General features: G+C 71.1%; 14 protein-coding genes. 5 read left to right on the forward strand and 9 right to left on the reverse strand.

What is annotated here, in order from left to right; genetic code table 11:
- Window positions 1-327: tetratricopeptide repeat protein (locus tag AB0I81_RS38905; RefSeq protein WP_360667837.1), on the forward strand; the 327-nt coding region annotated here is incomplete at its 5' end.
- 25 nt (window positions 328-352) lie between these two features.
- Here the strand turns inward: AB0I81_RS38905 and AB0I81_RS38910 are convergent.
- Window positions 353-760, reverse strand: a complete 408-nt coding sequence (locus AB0I81_RS38910; protein ID WP_360667840.1) for an SAM-dependent methyltransferase — start codon at window positions 758-760, stop codon at window positions 353-355.
- Between the two features lie 83 nt (window positions 761-843).
- Between AB0I81_RS38910 and AB0I81_RS38915 the strand changes: the two genes are divergently transcribed.
- Window positions 844-2,082, forward strand: a complete 1,239-nt coding sequence (locus tag AB0I81_RS38915; RefSeq protein ID WP_360667843.1) for an MFS transporter — start codon at window positions 844-846, stop codon at window positions 2,080-2,082.
- 3 nt (window positions 2,083-2,085) lie between these two features.
- Here the strand turns inward: AB0I81_RS38915 and AB0I81_RS38920 are convergent, their stop codons facing one another.
- The 3 genes from AB0I81_RS38920 to AB0I81_RS38930 form a co-directional block, all read right to left on the reverse strand.
- Window positions 2,086-4,407, reverse strand: coding sequence for a transglycosylase domain-containing protein (locus AB0I81_RS38920; protein WP_360667846.1), 2,322 nt, complete (start codon window positions 4,405-4,407; stop codon window positions 2,086-2,088).
- Window positions 4,408-4,658: 251 nt separating this feature from the next.
- On the reverse strand, window positions 4,659-4,964 hold the full coding sequence (locus AB0I81_RS38925; RefSeq protein ID WP_360667849.1) for a hypothetical protein: 306 nt from the start codon (window positions 4,962-4,964) through the stop codon (window positions 4,659-4,661).
- 553 nt (window positions 4,965-5,517) lie between these two features.
- A complete protein-coding gene (locus AB0I81_RS38930) occupies window positions 5,518-6,411 on the reverse strand; it encodes a helix-turn-helix domain-containing protein (protein WP_360667851.1) in 894 nt (297 codons plus the stop codon).
- A gap of 77 nt (window positions 6,412-6,488) precedes the next feature.
- Here AB0I81_RS38930 and AB0I81_RS38935 point away from each other — a divergent pair, with 77 nt between their 5' ends.
- From AB0I81_RS38935 to AB0I81_RS38945, 3 genes are all read left to right on the forward strand, one after another.
- The gene (locus tag AB0I81_RS38935) at window positions 6,489-7,289 is read left to right on the forward strand and encodes an alpha/beta fold hydrolase (protein WP_360667853.1); all 801 of its coding nucleotides are present in this window, start codon (window positions 6,489-6,491) and stop codon (window positions 7,287-7,289) included.
- A gap of 238 nt (window positions 7,290-7,527) precedes the next feature.
- Window positions 7,528-9,330 (forward strand): BTAD domain-containing putative transcriptional regulator, encoded by a 1,803-nt coding sequence (locus tag AB0I81_RS38940; protein ID WP_360667856.1) that lies wholly within the window; start codon window positions 7,528-7,530, stop codon window positions 9,328-9,330.
- A 100-nt stretch (window positions 9,331-9,430) separates the two neighbouring features.
- Entirely contained in the window at window positions 9,431-10,816 is a 1,386-nt protein-coding gene (locus AB0I81_RS38945) for an NB-ARC domain-containing protein (RefSeq protein WP_360667859.1), read from the forward strand.
- Here AB0I81_RS38945 and AB0I81_RS38950 read toward each other — a convergent pair.
- The 5 genes from AB0I81_RS38950 to AB0I81_RS38970 form a co-directional block, all read right to left on the reverse strand.
- Window positions 10,791-11,462, reverse strand: coding sequence for a response regulator transcription factor (locus AB0I81_RS38950; RefSeq protein ID WP_360667862.1), 672 nt, complete (start codon window positions 11,460-11,462; stop codon window positions 10,791-10,793). The two genes, AB0I81_RS38945 and AB0I81_RS38950, sit on opposite strands and share 26 nt — an antisense overlap.
- Window positions 11,459-12,550, reverse strand: coding sequence for a histidine kinase (locus AB0I81_RS38955; RefSeq protein WP_360667864.1), 1,092 nt, complete (start codon window positions 12,548-12,550; stop codon window positions 11,459-11,461). Before AB0I81_RS38955 ends, AB0I81_RS38950 begins: the two co-directional genes overlap by 4 nt.
- A gap of 21 nt (window positions 12,551-12,571) precedes the next feature.
- Entirely contained in the window at window positions 12,572-13,651 is a 1,080-nt protein-coding gene (locus tag AB0I81_RS38960; RefSeq protein ID WP_360667867.1) for an acyltransferase family protein, read from the reverse strand.
- Entirely contained in the window at window positions 13,641-14,588 is a 948-nt protein-coding gene (locus tag AB0I81_RS38965; protein ID WP_360667870.1) for an alpha/beta hydrolase, read from the reverse strand. The genes AB0I81_RS38960 and AB0I81_RS38965 overlap by 11 nt, the downstream gene beginning before the upstream one ends.
- Window positions 14,589-14,822: 234 nt before the next feature.
- A complete protein-coding gene (locus AB0I81_RS38970) occupies window positions 14,823-15,824 on the reverse strand; it encodes a LuxR C-terminal-related transcriptional regulator (RefSeq protein WP_360667875.1) in 1,002 nt (333 codons plus the stop codon).
- Window positions 15,825-16,131 lie beyond the last annotated feature (307 nt).

The raw sequence follows: 16,131 nt of genomic DNA on the forward strand, positions 1-16,131 counted from the left end.
CCGGTGGCTGAGGAAGCCGTGGCCATCCTCCGGGAGCTGGCGGCGGCCTACCCCGACCGCTACCGCCCCGACCTCGCCACCTCCCTGACCAACCTCGGCAACCGGTTCTTGGAGCTGGGCCGCCCGGCCGATGCGCTGCCGGTGGCTGAGGAGGCCGTGGCCATCCTCCGGGAGCTGGCGATGGCCTACCCCGACCGCTACCGCCCCGACCTCGCCACCTCCCTGACCAACCTCGGCGTGACCTTCGCGGAGCTCGGCCGCCCCGCCGAAGCAGAAGAGATGCAACGAGGAGCCGAACAGATCCGCGCGGATTATGGCGATTCCTGACGGCAGGTCTACAGACGATGGAGTACTACCGAGCAGGGCATCGACCTGGTGGGATGTTTGGGCTGTGCCTACGCGCCCGGTAGGCGTGCACACAACTCGACTTGTAATGGTCGTTGTCGACGTAGACGACCTCGGACTCGGGGCGCGCCTTCTGCGCCACCTCGTGGACGTTCTCCATCGTCGGCAGCCCGGCCCCCAGGTCCAGGAACCGCCCGATGCCGGCCTCGCCGGCCAGGAACCGCACCACCCGGCGCATGAACAGCCGGTTGTGGTACGCCATCAGCGGTATCTCGGGTACGACAGCCTTGACCCGGTCGCCCATCTCCCGGTCGGCCGCGAAATTGTCCTTGCCGCCGAGCCAATAGTCGTACACACGAGCGATACTCGGGACAGTGGGATCGACACCATTGGAGGGCTTCACATCGGGGTCCATGATCACGTACCCTAACAACCCTTTAGGCCGGTTGTGGCCGTTATGACTTGTTGAATTTCGCGGTCAAACCCCAAGATCTACACGTGCACATTCGATCGGACGGGGACGAGCGGCGGATGCCCGCCGGGTTGGTCGCGCTCGCGCTGGGCAGTTTCGGGATCGGCCTTACTGAGTTCGTGATCGCGGGCCTGCTGCCTCAGGTGAGCCAGAGCCTGGAGGTCTCCGAGGCCGCGGCCGGCTGGCTCATCTCGGGATATGCCCTGAGCGTCGCCATCGGCGCGATCCTGCTGACCGCCGCCACCAACCGCCTGCACCGCAAGACCGTCCTCGTCGCCCTGGTGGGCCTGTTCGTCCTGGGCAACCTGCTGTCCGCGATCGCGCCCACCTACGCCGTGGCGCTGCTCGGCCGCGTCATCGCCGCCCTGTGCCACGGCTCCTTCTTCGGCATCGGCTCGCTCGTCGCCCGCCGCATGGTGGCTCCCGAGCGGGCCTCGCGGGCAGTCGCGATGATGTTCGCCGGGCTGACGGTCGCCAACGTGCTGGGGGTTCCGTTCGGCGCCCTGGTCGGCGAGCGCTGGGGCTGGCGGGTCACCTTCTGGGCGATCGCCGGCATCGGCGTGCTGGCCCTGGCCGCCATCGCCGTGTGGGTCCCGGCCTGGGCGGGAACCGTGGACGAGGCTTCGCGGAGCACCGTGGACCCGGCTCGCCAGGGCACGGGCCTGCGCTCGCAGGTGCGTGCCTTCCGCTCCTGGCAGGTCTGGCTGACCCTCGCCGCCACCGCGCTCGGATACGGGGGCATGTTCGGCGCGTTCAGCTACATCGCCTACACCTTCACCGAGGTCACCGGCTTCTCCCGGGCCGACGTCGCCTGGCTGCTCGTCGTCTACGGCGCCGGCCTGGTGATCGGCAACGTCGCGGGAGGCCGGGCGGCCGACCGCGACCGGGACCGCACGTTGATCTGGTCCCTGGCGGGCCTGACCGCCACGCTGGCGGCGTTCGGGCTGCTGGCCGACGGTCGGGCCGCGTCGGTGGTCCTGGTCTTCCTGATGGGCGTCTTCGGGTTCGCCGCCGTCCCCGGCATGATCACCCGCGTCACGGACGCCGCCGGCGGCGCGCCGCTCGCCGCCAGCGCCAACGTCTCGGCCTCCAACGTCGGCAACGCCCTGGGCGCCTGGCTCGGCGGCCTGACGATCAGCGCGGGGCTGGGCTACACCTCACCGCTGTACGCGGGCGCGGTGATCGTGGCGCTCGGCCTCGCCGTGATGGTGATCGCCGCGCGCACCACTGATCGCACCCGCGAGGACGGGCTGGTGTCCAGGTAGCGCTCAGCCGTCCTCGAACGGCTGGGTGTCATCGGCGATGGCGCTGTCGTCGGGGATGCCTTCGTTGTCGGCCGTCTCCTCCTCGCCGGTGTCGATGTCGCCCGTGTCGATGTCCCCGGTGTCGATGTCGCCGTCCGGACTGGCGCAGGCAGGGTCGGCGGCGCAGTCCGGGGCGTCCCCGAGGTCGTCGCCGAGCTCCTCGGACGGATCCTTGGTCGGCTTGGGCGCCGGCTTGCGCACCAGGTCGTGCGTCTCACCGCCGAAGACGGGCGCGGGGAACGGTTCGACCGGCTTGCCCTCCATCGCGATCGCCATGAAGTCGCGCCAGATCTTGGTGGGCGTGCCGGCTCCCTCGATGCTGCCGAGGGAGACCTCCTTGTTCAGGGTGTAGCCGTTGGCGTCCTTGAGCACCTTCCCGGTCTTCGGGTTGGTCTGCGGGACCTCCTTGTACATCCCGACGGCCGAGGAGAGTTGCGGGGTGTAGCCGACGAACCAGGCTTCCTTGTTCTCGTTGTTGGTGCCGGTCTTGCCGGCGATCGGCCGCCCGCCGGGCAGCGCGGTGCCCCTGGCGGTGCCGGACCTGACCACCTGCTCCATCGCGTAGGTCGCGTCGGCGGCGGTGCCCGCGCTGATGACCGTCCTGCGCTGGCCGGCCTCCTTCATGACGGTCATCCCCTGGTACGTCTTCACCGACAGGACCACGTGCGCGTCGTGGTGCACGCCGCCGTTGGCGAAGATGCCGTACCCGTTGGCCTGCTCGACCGGGGTGACCAGGCCGGCGCCGATGGACATGCCGAACGCGTGGGTCCTGGTGGCCTGCTCCAGGTCCTTCGCGTCGATCCCGGCGCCCTCGGCGATCCTCTCGACCTCCTTCAGGCCGACCTCCTGCGCCATCGTGGCGAACGCCGTGTTCACCGACTCGGCGGTGGCCCGGTCGATCGTCACGGCCGCGCCCAGGTCGTGGGAGTTGCGGATCGGCTTGGTGCCCGGCAACTCGACCGGTCCCTTGCCGGAGACGTAGCTCTTGAGGCTGTAGCCCTTCTCCAGCCAGGCGGCCAGCACGTACGGCTTGAACGCCGACGCGGCCTGCTTGTTGGCGTCGAAGGCGTTGTTGGTGAAGCTCGTGAGATAGTCGCGGCCGCTGTAGAACGCGATCACCTGGCCGTTGCGCGGGTCCACGGCGGCCATGTTCGCGTGGATGCGCTTGTCCCCGAGGGCGGCGAGGTTGCTCTCGACCGTCTTCTTGGCGGCCCGCATCAGCTTCCTGTCGAACGTCGTGGTGACCTGGTAGCCGTTCTTGCGCAGGCTCTCCCTGCTGATCCCCCGCCGCTCCAGCTCACGCTGCACGATGTCGATCATGTAGCCGTTGATGCCCTTGAGCGTCTCCTTCTTGTCCAGCCTGGCGAGCTTGGGGAACTTCGCCGTCCTGGGCAGTTGCCCGTACGCCTTCGGGTCGACGATCGCCATGCCGCCTATGACGTACTCGAACCGCTCCTTGGTCGGAGCCCAGTTCTTCTTCGCCTCCGCCACGTCGAACTGGTCCGGGATCTGGACCCGGCCCGCCAGGTAGGCGCCCTCGGCGGGGGTCAGCTTGTCCACGTCCTTGTCGAAGAAGGCCTGGGCGGCGGCCTGGATGCCGTTCGCGCCCCGGCCGAAGTAGATCGTGTTCAGGTAGTTGGCCAGGATGTCGTCCTTCGACATCTCCTTGCCGGCGCGGATGGCCACGAAGATCTCCTTGACCTTCCGCTGGATCGTCCGCTCCTGGCTGAGGCCGTCGTAGTAGCCCCGGGCCATCTCCTGCGTGATCGTCGAGCCGCCCTGGACCTGCTGGCCGGTCACCGTGCTCCAGACCGCCCGCATGATGCCCGACACCGAGATGCCCGGGTCGGTGCGGAACGTGCGGTTCTCGGCGGCGATGAAGGCGTCCTGGACGTGCCTGGGGACCTTGGAGATCGGGACGATCTCGCGCTTGGTGCCGAGCCGGCCGATCTCGGTCTTGCCGTCCCGGTAGTAGATGACGCTGCCCTGCTCGACGGCGTGCCGCTGGGTCTCCACCGGTAACGGGGTGTTGGCGTACGCCACCATGATCATGCCGAACAGCCCCGCCACCAGGACCGTGCAGCCGACCAGCACGATCTTCCAGCCGGGGATGAAACGCTTCCAGCCGGTACGGCGGGAGCCGCCGCCCGGCCCGTCGGCGCCACTCCCCCGCCCGGCGGGACGTGGCTGCGGGGCCTGGGCTACAGGTACGGCGCGGCGGCGCCTCGGAGCACCGCTCCGGGAGCGGCGGGCGGGCAGTTCGGGGTCATGGCTGCTGGTACTCACGGGTCCTGGTTCACGTCATCGGCGGGCTTGCACCCCTAACGGTTAGCCAATAGATAGCGGTTAGCTGAGAGAGGTGTCAAACAAGGGGCCGCGCGCACCTCCACAACGTCCCGCATGCCGGGCGCACGGCGTCTACGGGCGCGGGCTCGCCGGGCTCCGGCCGGTGCCCTGCGTCGATCGCGCCGTGAACGACCACCTCGCGGGCGGCCCGTTGCCCCGCCGCGACCTCACCTGCTGACCCGTCGGCTCGCTCACAAGGGCGCCGCCTGTCCCAGCTTTGAAAGGTCGATGGACCCACTTGAGAGGCCCCAGTCCATGACGTGCCCTGTCCCGGCATCGATGAGGATCATCATGCGGGTGGCCAGCAGTGGCGCTGTTCTGAATCGGAGTCGCTTCTTGAAATGCCCGGCCATTTGGATCACGTACACGCTCGCGTCCCCGACCGGACGGGAGGCCCCGGTCGCGAACACCGCCTGCCGGGTGGATGCGACGAAGCGAATCTCGGTCGGGTTCTGCTCCTGGTGCGTGCGGGCCAGCTGCCGGGCGATGGCCATCATCTCGGCCCGCTGTTCATCGCTCGGCGCTCCAGGAGGGACCGCCTTCTGCGTGCTGAAAGGAGGCTTGCGGGTGGGGTCGGGGGGCGGTGGCGTGCTTCCGAGTCTGCGAACCGGTGGACGTGGGCGTTTGGGGGGCTCTGGTGGCTGCATGGACATCGCAACCTCCCTGTACCACGAGCGGGGTTGGTCCTCAGTCCAGGATAGGCGGCGTGCTCGTGGAGCCCCTGCCGTTTTTCTGGGTCGCACTGATCCGGACGGCCCGCGATGCGATCATCTTTTCTCATGACCGACGACCACAAACGGGACCGGCCGGGCGGCCTGGCGGACGCGGCACTCACACTCCGCCGGATGGCGGACCTGCCGGAGGAGGTGCCCGGACTGGCGGCACGGCTCGCGGAGCTCGACCTGGTGACACCGCTGACCCGGACGCTGCGGGCGGGGCCCTGTCGCCGCTGGCCGAACCGGGGCTGCGGCGGGGTCTGCTGGACGGCGCACAGCGGGCCGCGTCGGCCGACGAGAACGGCGCGCTGCTGCCGTTGCACATCACCATGCTTCATGGCGCCTGGGGCCGGTCCCATGCCGGTGCCGCCCGCCGCGACTGGCCGGCGGCGGGCTTGGATCGGGTGGGCCATGCGAGGTAGTCGACCGCCAGGAACGGCTCGGCGACCACGGTCGCGGGGGTCACGCCGGTGAACGCCATGACGTCTCGATGCAGGTGAGACTGGTCGGCATAGCCGGCGTCGGCCGCGACCCTGGCCGCATGCTCGCCCGCGACCAGGCGGTGGGCGGCATGGTCGAAGCGGACCAGCTTCACGGCCCGCTTCGGCCGCAGGCCGAGTTGCGCGCGGAACCGGGCCCACAGCCGCTTGCGGCTCCATCCGACCTCGGCCGCCAGCCCGTCCACCCGGACCAGGCCGTGGCTGGCGGCGATCCGGTCCCAGGCCCAGGCCACCTCCGGGTCCACCGGCGGCCCCGCCTCGTGGCGGCGGGCGAGCAGCGCGTCCAGCAGCACGAAACGCTCCTGCCACGACGGGACCTCACTCAGCCGCTCACGAATGCGCTCCGCCTCCCGGCCCCACAGGTCGTCGAGGGCCACCACGGCGCCGTCGAGGTCGGCTGGCGGGATGCCGAGGACCGCGCGGGCGATCGCCGGGGACAGCCGGATCTGCACGCACTCGACGTTCCGTCCCCGCGCCCACACCGCCCCGCCGGAGCCGATCCCCGGACCGGCGACGACACTGCCCCGCTGCCGCCGCCCGGCGCCGGTGTCCACGACGGGCGAGCCGGGCCCGAACTCCAGCAGCAGCGTCACGGCCGGGTGCGGGACCATCCGGAGCGCGTCCAGGTGGGGGACCCGGAAGCCGGCCATGGTGACACCGGCCAGCCGGCTGGGCCGCCGCGGGGACTCCACCTCCCAAACAGCCTCACCGTGTACGAACGTCGGCACCGTTCCATGGTAGCCAGCCGGGGCGAGGGGAACATTTGTCCAATACACCGGCGCCCACCGGCGGCGACAGTGGGCTCATGACTGATTCAGACGACCGCCTGCTGCCCCTGGACGGCGGCGACATCCACGTACGCCAGGACGGGCCGCGCGACGCCCCCGCGCTCCTGCTCATTCACGGGTCCGCCTCCTCGGCCCGATCGTGGGACTCACTGGTCCCGCTGCTGACCGGGTCCCATCGCGTCATCCGGATCGACCTGCTCGGGCACGGCCGGTCGGCCAAACCCGCAGGTCCCAGCTACGCGCTGCAGGACCAGGCGCGCAGGGTCGGCGCGGCGCTGGACCTGCTCGGCGTCGAACACGTCGTGGCGGTCGGCCACTCCAGCGGCGGCGCGGCCGTCACCGCCCTGGCCGAGGAGCGCCCCGACCTGGTGACCGCGCTCGTGCTCATCAACACGGGACCCAGTTTGGACGCCTTCATCGCCCCGGAGTCCGCCGCGATCTCGCCCGCGCAGTGGCCGCCGACCGACGAGCAGCTCCGCCAGTTCGCGAGCACCGGTTTCAACCCCGGCTACCAGGTGCCGCGAGAGCTCCTGGACGAGGTGCGCTTCATGACCTACCACTCGCTCACCGCGACGATGCAGGCCACCGCCGACTACCTGATGCGGCGGACGCTCCCGGACCGGCTGAAGGTCCTGGGCAAGCCGCTGCTGGTGATCTTCGGCGCGGACGACCGCAGGTGGCGATCCTCATCCGCCGCCGACTACCACGCCGTTCCCGGCGCGAAAGTCGAGTTGTTGCCGGGTCTCGGCCATTCGCCCATACTCGAGGATCCGCCGCGAACGGCCGCCCATCTCCTGGCCTTCACCGGGCACAACTAACGCCGAAGCCTCTGAATCTCGTCCCGGCCCTGGCGTCACCAGCCGGTCCAGATGCCGCCTGGTCGGCTGCGGCGGGAGCCCGGCCAGGGCGCCGGTCGCCGCCGCGCAGCCCAACAGGCGCCGGTGGACCGACGTGATATCGACGCCCAAAACCGGCCGGCGGACCGGTCGCGCAATGTCCGGCTAACGTCTAGCCGGTGCCCTGGTGCGGTTCCGAGCCGCTTGCGAGACTGCTGACGTGCCGATCAATGACAGTGATTTGGCGTTTGATCTGCTCGGGCCATTCGGAGTGCACGCACGGGGACGTACGGTAACGGTCAGTTCGCCCAAACATCGGGCGCTGCTGGCGGCGTTGTTGTTGCAGGCGGGCAGTCCCGTTTCCAACAACGAACTCGCGGTCGCGATCTGGGGTTCCGACCAGCCGGAGGCGCCTCGCCGTGCCGTGCAGTTGATCGTGGCGAGGCTGCGTGCGCTGCTGGGTACGGGGGTGATCGTCACCTGCGCGGACGGCTACCTGGTCGACGTCCGTCCCGAGCGCATCGACCTGGGGCGGTTCAGGTACTGGGTCAAGCAGGCGGAGCAGGCCGCCAGGCGGCCGGACCCGGCGATGGAGGCCGCCGCCCTGACCGAGGCCCTGTCCCAGTGGAAGGGGGAGCCTCTCGCTGACGTGCACTCGGACTTCCTCAGGCACCACGTGGCGCGGCTGGTGGAGCAGCGGCTGCAGGCGGTGGAGCGGCGCTTCGACGCGCACCTGCGCATCGGCCGCCATCAGGACGTCGTCGCCGAACTGCTGGAGGTGACCGGGCAGTATCCGCTGCGGGAGCGGTTCTGGACCCAGCTCATGACCGCGCTGCACCGCTGCGGGCGGCGGGCCGACGCGCTGACGGCCTTTCACACCGGAAGGCGGCATCTCGTCGAGGAGCTGGGCATCGATCCAGGTCAGGAGATGCGCCGGCTGCACGCGCTGATCCTCAACCATCCCCAGGGCGAGCCGGGGCTGCCCGCCGTGCCGCGGCAGTTGCCGCCGGCGGTGTCGGCGTTCGCAGGGAGGCGGCGGGAGATCACCGGCCTTGACGCGCTGATGCCGGGCGGCGAAGGGGATCCGCGCCCGACCGTGGTGATCAGCGGGACCGCGGGCGTGGGGAAGACCACGCTGGCGCTGCACTGGTCGCGGCGGATGGTCGATCATTTTCCCGATGGCCAGTTGTGGGTGAATCTGCGCGGGTACGACCACCGGCCGGTGATGAGCCCGCAGCGGGCGCTCAGGTTGTTCCTGCGGGCCCTGGGCGTACCGGAAAGGGCGCTCCCCGCCGATCTGGACGGTCAGAGCGCGCTGTACCGGTCGCTGATGGACGGTCGCCGCGCCCTCATCGTGCTCGACAACGCCTACAGCTCGGAACAGGTACGGCCGTTGCTTCCCGGCAGCCCCTGCAACACCGTCATCGTGACCAGCCGCACCCGGCTCACCGGCCTGATGGCCGCCAACGGCGCCCACAACCTGGCCCTGGACCTGTTCGGCGACAGGGACAGCCTCGAACTGCTGGCGAACAGGTTCGGCGCCCACCGGATCAACGCCGAACCCGTGGCCGCGCAGTTGATCGTGAACCGGTGCGCGCGGCTCCCCCTCGCGCTGGCCGTGGCCGCGGCCCGCGTGGTCCAGCAGCCCGCCCAGTCCCTGCGGGCGCTGGCGAACCGGCTGAACGCCGCGCGGTCGAGCCTGGACGAGTTCGCGGACGCCGACCTCGCCACCGACCTCCGCGCCGCCTTCTCCTGGTCCTACCGGACGCTCAGCGAGCCCGCGGCCCGGCTGTTCCGGCTGATCGGCGAGCAGCCCGGCACCGAGCTGACCGCGCCCGCCATGGCCCGCCTGTCCGCGGTGACCCTGGCCGAAGTAATTCCGCTGCTGGACGAGCTGACCAGCGCCCATCTCGCCACCGAGCACACCGCCGGCCGCTACAGGTTGCACGCTCTGCTGCACGCCTACGCCATCGAACTGGCGCGGAGCCACCAGGTCGTTCATGTCCCGCAAATGACCGGTTGATGACCTGGCTTGTGGCGATCCCGCCATGCATGCTCGGAGGTCCTGGAGCAGCAGGCGTACGGGGAACACGGGGCGGTTGGAACTGTGATCGGGGAGATCCATGTCAGCGACCGAGCGACCTTACCTCGACCCGATCCGGCCAGAGCGAGCGGCCTTGGGGAGGCTCTTGCGGGGCTGGCGGACGCGGTCACTACTTACTCAGGAGGAGCTGGCCGTGCGGTCCGGGCTGCACGCGCGGACCATCAGCCGGCTCGAAAGCGGCATCATGCTGCGGCCCCGCGCGACGTCGATCAAGGTACTGGCGGACGCTCTGGAGTTGAGCGATGAGGAGCAGCGGATCCTGGCCGCCGCCGTACGTGGGCTGTCGGCTGCGCAGGAGGCCGGCACCACCCCGGGTACGGCACCGAGCCGCGTGCCGGTCCTCCGGCAGCTGCCCGCGGACGTGCCCGTGTTCGTGGGACGAACAGCCGAGCTGACGACGCTGGCCGGGACGGCGGTCATTACGACGATCGACGGGATGGCGGGGATCGGCAAGACCACGCTGGCCGTTCACGCGGCCCATGCGCTGGCCGCGCGGTTCCCCGACGGGCAGCTGTTCATGGATTTGCACGGGCACTCCCCGGCGATCAGACCGGTCGGCCCGGCGGAGGCGCTCGAACGGATGTTGCGCGCGTGGGGCGTGGAGCCCGAGGACGTTCCCCGGCACGTGGACGATCGTGCCGCGCTGTACCGCAGCCTGCTGGCCGATCGGCGGGTGCTGATCGTGCTGGACAACGCCGCCGACGAGGACCAGGTACGGCCCCTGCTGCCGGGCAGTGCGGGCTGCCGGGTGCTGATCACCGGCAGGCGGCGGCTGGACGGGCTGGACGGCGCGCGCACGGTGTCGCTCGGGGTGTTGCCGGTGGCCGACGCGGTGGACCTGTTCGCCGGAACCGCCGGCGCGGAACGGCTGGCCGGCACGCCGTCCCGGCTGGTGCGGGAGGTGGTGGAGTTGTGCGGGCTGCTGCCGCTGCAGATCCGGCTGGCCGCGGCCCGGCTGCGCTCGCATCCGCGCTGGACGGTCGCCCACGTCGTGGAGCTGATGCGGGAGCACGACGGCAACGCGCTGGAGACCGGGCAGCGCGGCCTGAGCGAGGCGCTGGAGTTGTCGCGGCGCGAGCTGAACGGCGCCCAGCAGCGGGCCTACCGGCTGCTGGGCCTGCATCCCGGCAGGGACATCTCCGTCCAGGCGGCGGCGGCTCTGGTGGGCACGAGCGTGATCGTGGTCAGGCCGCTCGTGCAACAGCTCGCCGACCTGCATCTGCTGGAGGAGACCGAGCCGGGCCGCTACCGCTTCCACGTCCTGGTACGCGAACACGCCCGCCGTACGGCGTTGCGCGAGGAGAGCCCGGCCGATCGCCGCACCGCGCTGAACCGGCTGCGGGACCACTACAGCCGCACCATCGGCATACCCAAGAGCGCTACGCGCGCCCGTCGCCCGGCGTGACCAGCCCGGCCTCGTAGGCGACGATCACCGCCTGGGCGCGGTCACGGATGCCGAGCTTGGCGAACAGGTCGCTCACCCGGTTCTTGACCGTCGAGATCGACAGGCCCAGCTCCTGCGCGATCTGCGCGTTGGACAGGCCGCTGGCGATGAGCTCCAGCACCCGCAGCTCGCGCTCGCTCAGCACGGACAGTTCCGCGGACGGCGGCGCGACCGTGCGCGGGCGCGCCGGGCGTACGAAGGTGCCGATCAGGCCGAGCAGCAGCCGGGGCGCCACCGTCGCGTCGCCCCGGTGCACGATCCGGATGCCGTCGATCAGCTCCTCCGGCGACACGTCCTTGGGCAGGAACCCGGACGCCCCGGCCCGCAGCGCCGCGACCACGTGCTCCTGCAGGTCGAACGTGCTCAGCGCGAGCACCCTGGCCTCCGGCAGCTCGGCGGTGATCCGCTCGGTGGCGGCCACCCCGTCCAGGCCCGGCAGGTGCAGGTCCATCAGCACGACGTCGGGGCGCAGCTCGTGGCTGAGGCGGATCGCGTCGAGCCCGTCGGCCGCCTCGCCGACCGTGCTCAGGTCGGGCGTGGTGTCGAGCAGCAGGCGCAGCCCCGTACGGACCACGGCGTGATCGTCCACGAGCAGTACTCTGATCACATCTTCTCCGGCAGCGGAATACGGGCGGACACGGTGAAGCCTCCCCCAGGAGAGGGCCCGGCGCGAAACTCGCCGCCGCACAACGACACCCGCTCGGCCATCCCCGCCAGCCCGAACCCGGATCCGGTGACCCCGGAACGCGCCCGCCCGTCGTCATCGACCCGCACCTCCACCAGCTCGGCCTGGTACGCCAGCCGCACCCGGGCCCTGGCCCCGGCCGCGTGCTTGCGCGTGTTGGTGAGCGCCTCCTGCACGATGCGGTAGACCGCGTGGTCCACGGTCGTCGGCAGCTCGACGGCCTCGCCGGAGACCTCCAGCGTCGCGTTGCCCGACTCCCCGACCAGCGCCGGCAGCCCCGCCACCCCGACCTCCGCCTGGTTCTCGATCGGCTCGCCGTCGGTACGCAGCACGTCCAGCAGCCGGCGCATCTCCAGCATCGCCCGGCGGGCGGTGTCCTCGCCGGTGCGCAGGGCGAGCTGGGCGCCTTCCGGATCGGTGGGGATCGTCCGCCTGGCCACGCCCATGTAAAGGCCGACCACGCTGACGTGGTGGGCGATCACGTCGTGCAGCTCACGGGCGATGCGGCGGCGCTCCTCGCGTACCGCGTCCTCGGCGATCTGCTGCTCGCGCCGCTGGGACAACTCCGCCCGCAGGCGTAAGACGTAGCCGGCCGCCACCGGCAACGCCGGGGTCGCCACGAGGAGCAGGAGGGATATCTCGGGCTGGTCCATCACCCACGACAGGCCGCTGAGCACCCAGTGGGCGATCATGGTCAGTACCGCGGTGACGAGCGCGGGCAGTGCGGCGGCGTACCTGCCCGCGCTGTAGAGGGCGATGAGCATGGCGCTGACCGGCGTGTCGTAGAAGGACGGCTGTGCGCTCGCCACGTAGAGCGCGCCGACGAGCCCGACCACGACGATCGGATACCGCCGCCGCAGGAACATCAGCGCCGCGGCCACCACCGCGACCAGCACCACCCGGAGGTCCACCCCCCACTTGGGGTAGCCGAACAGCTCCGCCGCCAGCACCACCAGGGCTGCCGCGGCATCCCAGAACCAGGGACGGCGCCGCCAGATCGTGGCGATCATTCCTCCAAAGCGTCACCGGGTTCAGGGCTTCGGCGAGCGTAGTCGCCGTTCCCTCGGCCGGGCCAGCGCCACCAGGGCGATCAGCGTCACCGCGCAGAGCGGCAGCCAGGCGAGCCGCGACACCGGCCAGGCCGGGCCGACCGGTGGGCTGGTGAGCCCGGCGATCGGCCCGAACCGGACCGTGACCAGCGAGACGAGCGCGAGAGCCGTCTGGTGCCACAGGTAGAGCGGGACGGCCGCGCCACTGATCGCGACCGCGAGTCGGGAGCCGCCGGGCCGGTCGCTCACGATTTTGGAAGCGACAGCGCGGCGGCCGGGCCGGACGTTCGCCAGCAGTGCCACGAGCCCGCACTGCGCGCAGGCGAAGGCGAGCAGTGCCACGGTCGGTGGCGCGAGGTTCGACATCGGCGCGCCGGGCACGTTCACCATGCTCACCGGATAAGGGCCGAAGGCGGTCAGCGCCGCCGCCAGGATGCCGCCTCCGCCGAGCAGCCACGCACCGTTGACGCCACCCTGCCTCCAGGCCAGCCCCAGCAGGAACGGCACCGCCCAGGCCAAGATCGCGTTGCCGGCGCCCAGCCATGCGAACTGAGGCCAGGTGAAGCGGACAAGGTCCACCAGAACCACGCAGACGCCCGGGACAAGGGCCGCCTTCCAGCCGTACCGGAGCACCACCTGACGCAACCATGGCGCGACCGCGGTCAGCAGCAGATACGGCAGCACGAACCACAGCGGTTCGAGCGCGGGGCCGAGGATCCGCCGGACGGCCGCGAGGGAGAACCCGTTGACCGCCAGGACGGCCAGACCAACGCCCCAGGCGAGCAGGAAGGCCGGCAGCCACGACGCTGCCGGGCGCGACGCTGCCGGGCGCGACGCTGCTGAGTGCGACGCTGCTGGACGCGCCTGCCCGCCGTGTGCGTATCCGCTCGCGAAGAACAGGACAGGCACGGTCTGCAACAACAACGTGACGGGGGCCCACTGCGGCAGGGCCGTGAGCGGGCTCGCCACGTGGAGGTCGTCCGTGACGACGTACGTGGTGAGGAGCCATTGCCCGGCTATGCCGACCGTGACGGCCCCGGCGACCAGCAGCTCACGCCGCACGCGCGACCCCCGTCACCGCGATGTGGGCGATCCGTTTCAGGGTCTGGGAGCCGGGCCGGAGGTAGGTGTGGTGGCGGGCGTCGCCGCCATCGACGACCCGCGCCCCGAACCCGGTGCTCACCGGGTCGGTGCCGAACCCGAACGGCCCGATCAGCAGCCCGGCCCGCAGCACGTCGTCATTGCTGCCGAGCGCCGCCCAGACCCGCGCCGAGGTACGCAGCTCCGACACCTTCCTGACCCCGAGTCCCGGGCTGCCGGTGACGACGAGGTCATGGACCGGCAGCCCGGAGACGGCACGAGCGCAGACCACGGACCCGTAGCTGTGGCAGACCAGGCTGATCCGCGAGGCCGGCGGCAGCGCGGAGACGAAGGACCTCAGCCGGCGGGCGCCCCTGTCGGCCGCCCAGACGGTGGCGACCTCCGGGTTGATGAGGTCCGGCGTGTCGTAGCCGAGCCAGCCGATCACCGCGGTCCCCGGCCCCATCGTGGCGGCCTCGTCGTAGAGCGCGCGGGCCGCTCGCCCGGGGCTCTCCGGTGACCCGTCGAACGAGGCCAGGCTCTGCCCCGAGCCGGGCACGTACACGATGACCCGCCGCGCGTTCGCCAGATCCCCGATGACCTCGATCGCCTGGCCGTCGCCGGTGCGGTCCCACGCCAGGAACTGGCGGCCCGACCCGGCGTGCAGGGCGTAGCGCTCCTGGAGCGCGCGGGCGGTGAGCGCGGGAGGAGGAGGCAGCTCGGCCGCCGCCGGCCGCCCCGCGGCGGCCGTCCCCACGGCGAGCACCACGGCGGGCAGCAGCACTCGCAGGAGTGGCACGCGGGGGCGGGAGTCGCTTCGGCCGGGCTCGGCACGCGGGAACCGGCCCTGCACGGAGGAGGGAAGGAGAGGGACGGTGTTGGAGAAAGTCCGGTGCAGGTGATCGCGGATCCTGGACATGCCTTCCAGCCTGCTGATGTTCGCGCTCCGGTTCATCGACGCCAGGAACGATCTCTGACCAAGACCACGCTCCTGGCTCCGTGGTGTCCTTAGGACTTCAGGACCAGGACTCGGGCACCGTCTTCACAGCCGACTGTCCTCACAGACGGCCGTCTTCACGGCCGGCCGACTTCACACCGGCCGCCTTCACGGCCAACCGACTTCACAATCGGCCGACTCCACAGCCAGCCGTCTTCACAACCAGCCGCGTTCTGCGGCGCGCAGGCCGGCCTCGAAGCGGCTGCGGGCGCCCATGCGGCCCATGATGTCGGCCATGATGCGGCGTACGGTGCGCGGGGCCAGCCCCAGTTGGCGGCCCGCGCCCTCGTCGGTCATGCCCTCGGCGAGCAGCCGCAGGAGCTGGCGTTCCTGCGGGGACAGGCCGTCGCCGTCACGGACCGGGGGCGAGCCGATGGGGGTGCCGGTGGTCCAGATCTGCTCGAACAGCGCCAGGACCAGCGAGACGATGCCGGGACTGGTGAGATGCACGGCGCCGGCCCTGGTGTTGGCCGGGTCGAGCGGGACCAGGGCGGTCCGGCGGTCGTAGATGATCGTGCGGGCGGGCAGGCTGGGCACGGTACGGACCTGGGCGCCGATGCCGACCAGCCAGTAGGCGAAGGCCAGCGTGGGGCCGTCGCGCCGCAGGCAGTCCAGGCCCACGGTGCGGATCGCCACGCCCCGCTCGCGTACCTGCTGGTCGAGCGGCTTGGCGGCCTCGATCATGTCCGGGTCCTGCGGGCCGCCCGGCATCAGGGTGGCGACCTCGATGCGGGACCTGGCGGCCAGGGCCTCGATGCGGGACCTGATGGCGTCCAGGCCGATCAGCCGTTCCGCGTCGGGGTGCCCGTCGCCGGGGCGCAGGTCCGCGTACTGGCTGACCAGGGCGGTGATCGCGGCCTGGCTCTCGACGATGCTCTGCTGCTGGCGGAGCAGGTCCGCCTGGCGGCGCTGCAACAACATCTGGAGTCCGGCTTCCGGGTTGACCGCGCGCATGACGCCGGGCGTCTCCCAGGAGGGCCGCAGCAACGCCAGGTCGGCGAGTTGTTCCAGGGCCTGCCGGATCTGGTCGGCACTGGCTCCCAACTGCGCGGCCATGGCTTCCGCGTCGAGTTCCTGCCCGGTCAGCATCGACCGGTAGACACACTCGGCCAGCCTGCTCAGGCCCAGCGATTCGAGCCTGCCGTGTGCCGGCTTCATCCGGCCGGGACTGCAGGCCGCCACCACGTTGGATGCCCTCTCATGTGCCCGCTACGCATGAGTTTTGCTCCTTTCGTCCCGACTTAGTCGAGTTCGGCCGTGGTCGATTCGGCCGAGACCGGCCGACGGATGAGTCGCGGTCGCGACTTCCGCCCATAAACCGCGGGAGTGCCTAAATAGGTCAGGCCGCTTCAGGAGGCGGGCGAAACCTTTCTGCCGGACAGCAGGCCGACGCAGACTCGGGAACGCCGGGGAACGCCGCCGGGCGCACCCGAGCCGAGCGCGTCATCCCACGATCGCCAGCGGA

The organism is Nonomuraea sp. NPDC050404, assembly GCF_040655495.1.
Classification (GTDB): domain Bacteria; phylum Actinomycetota; class Actinomycetes; order Streptosporangiales; family Streptosporangiaceae; genus Nonomuraea.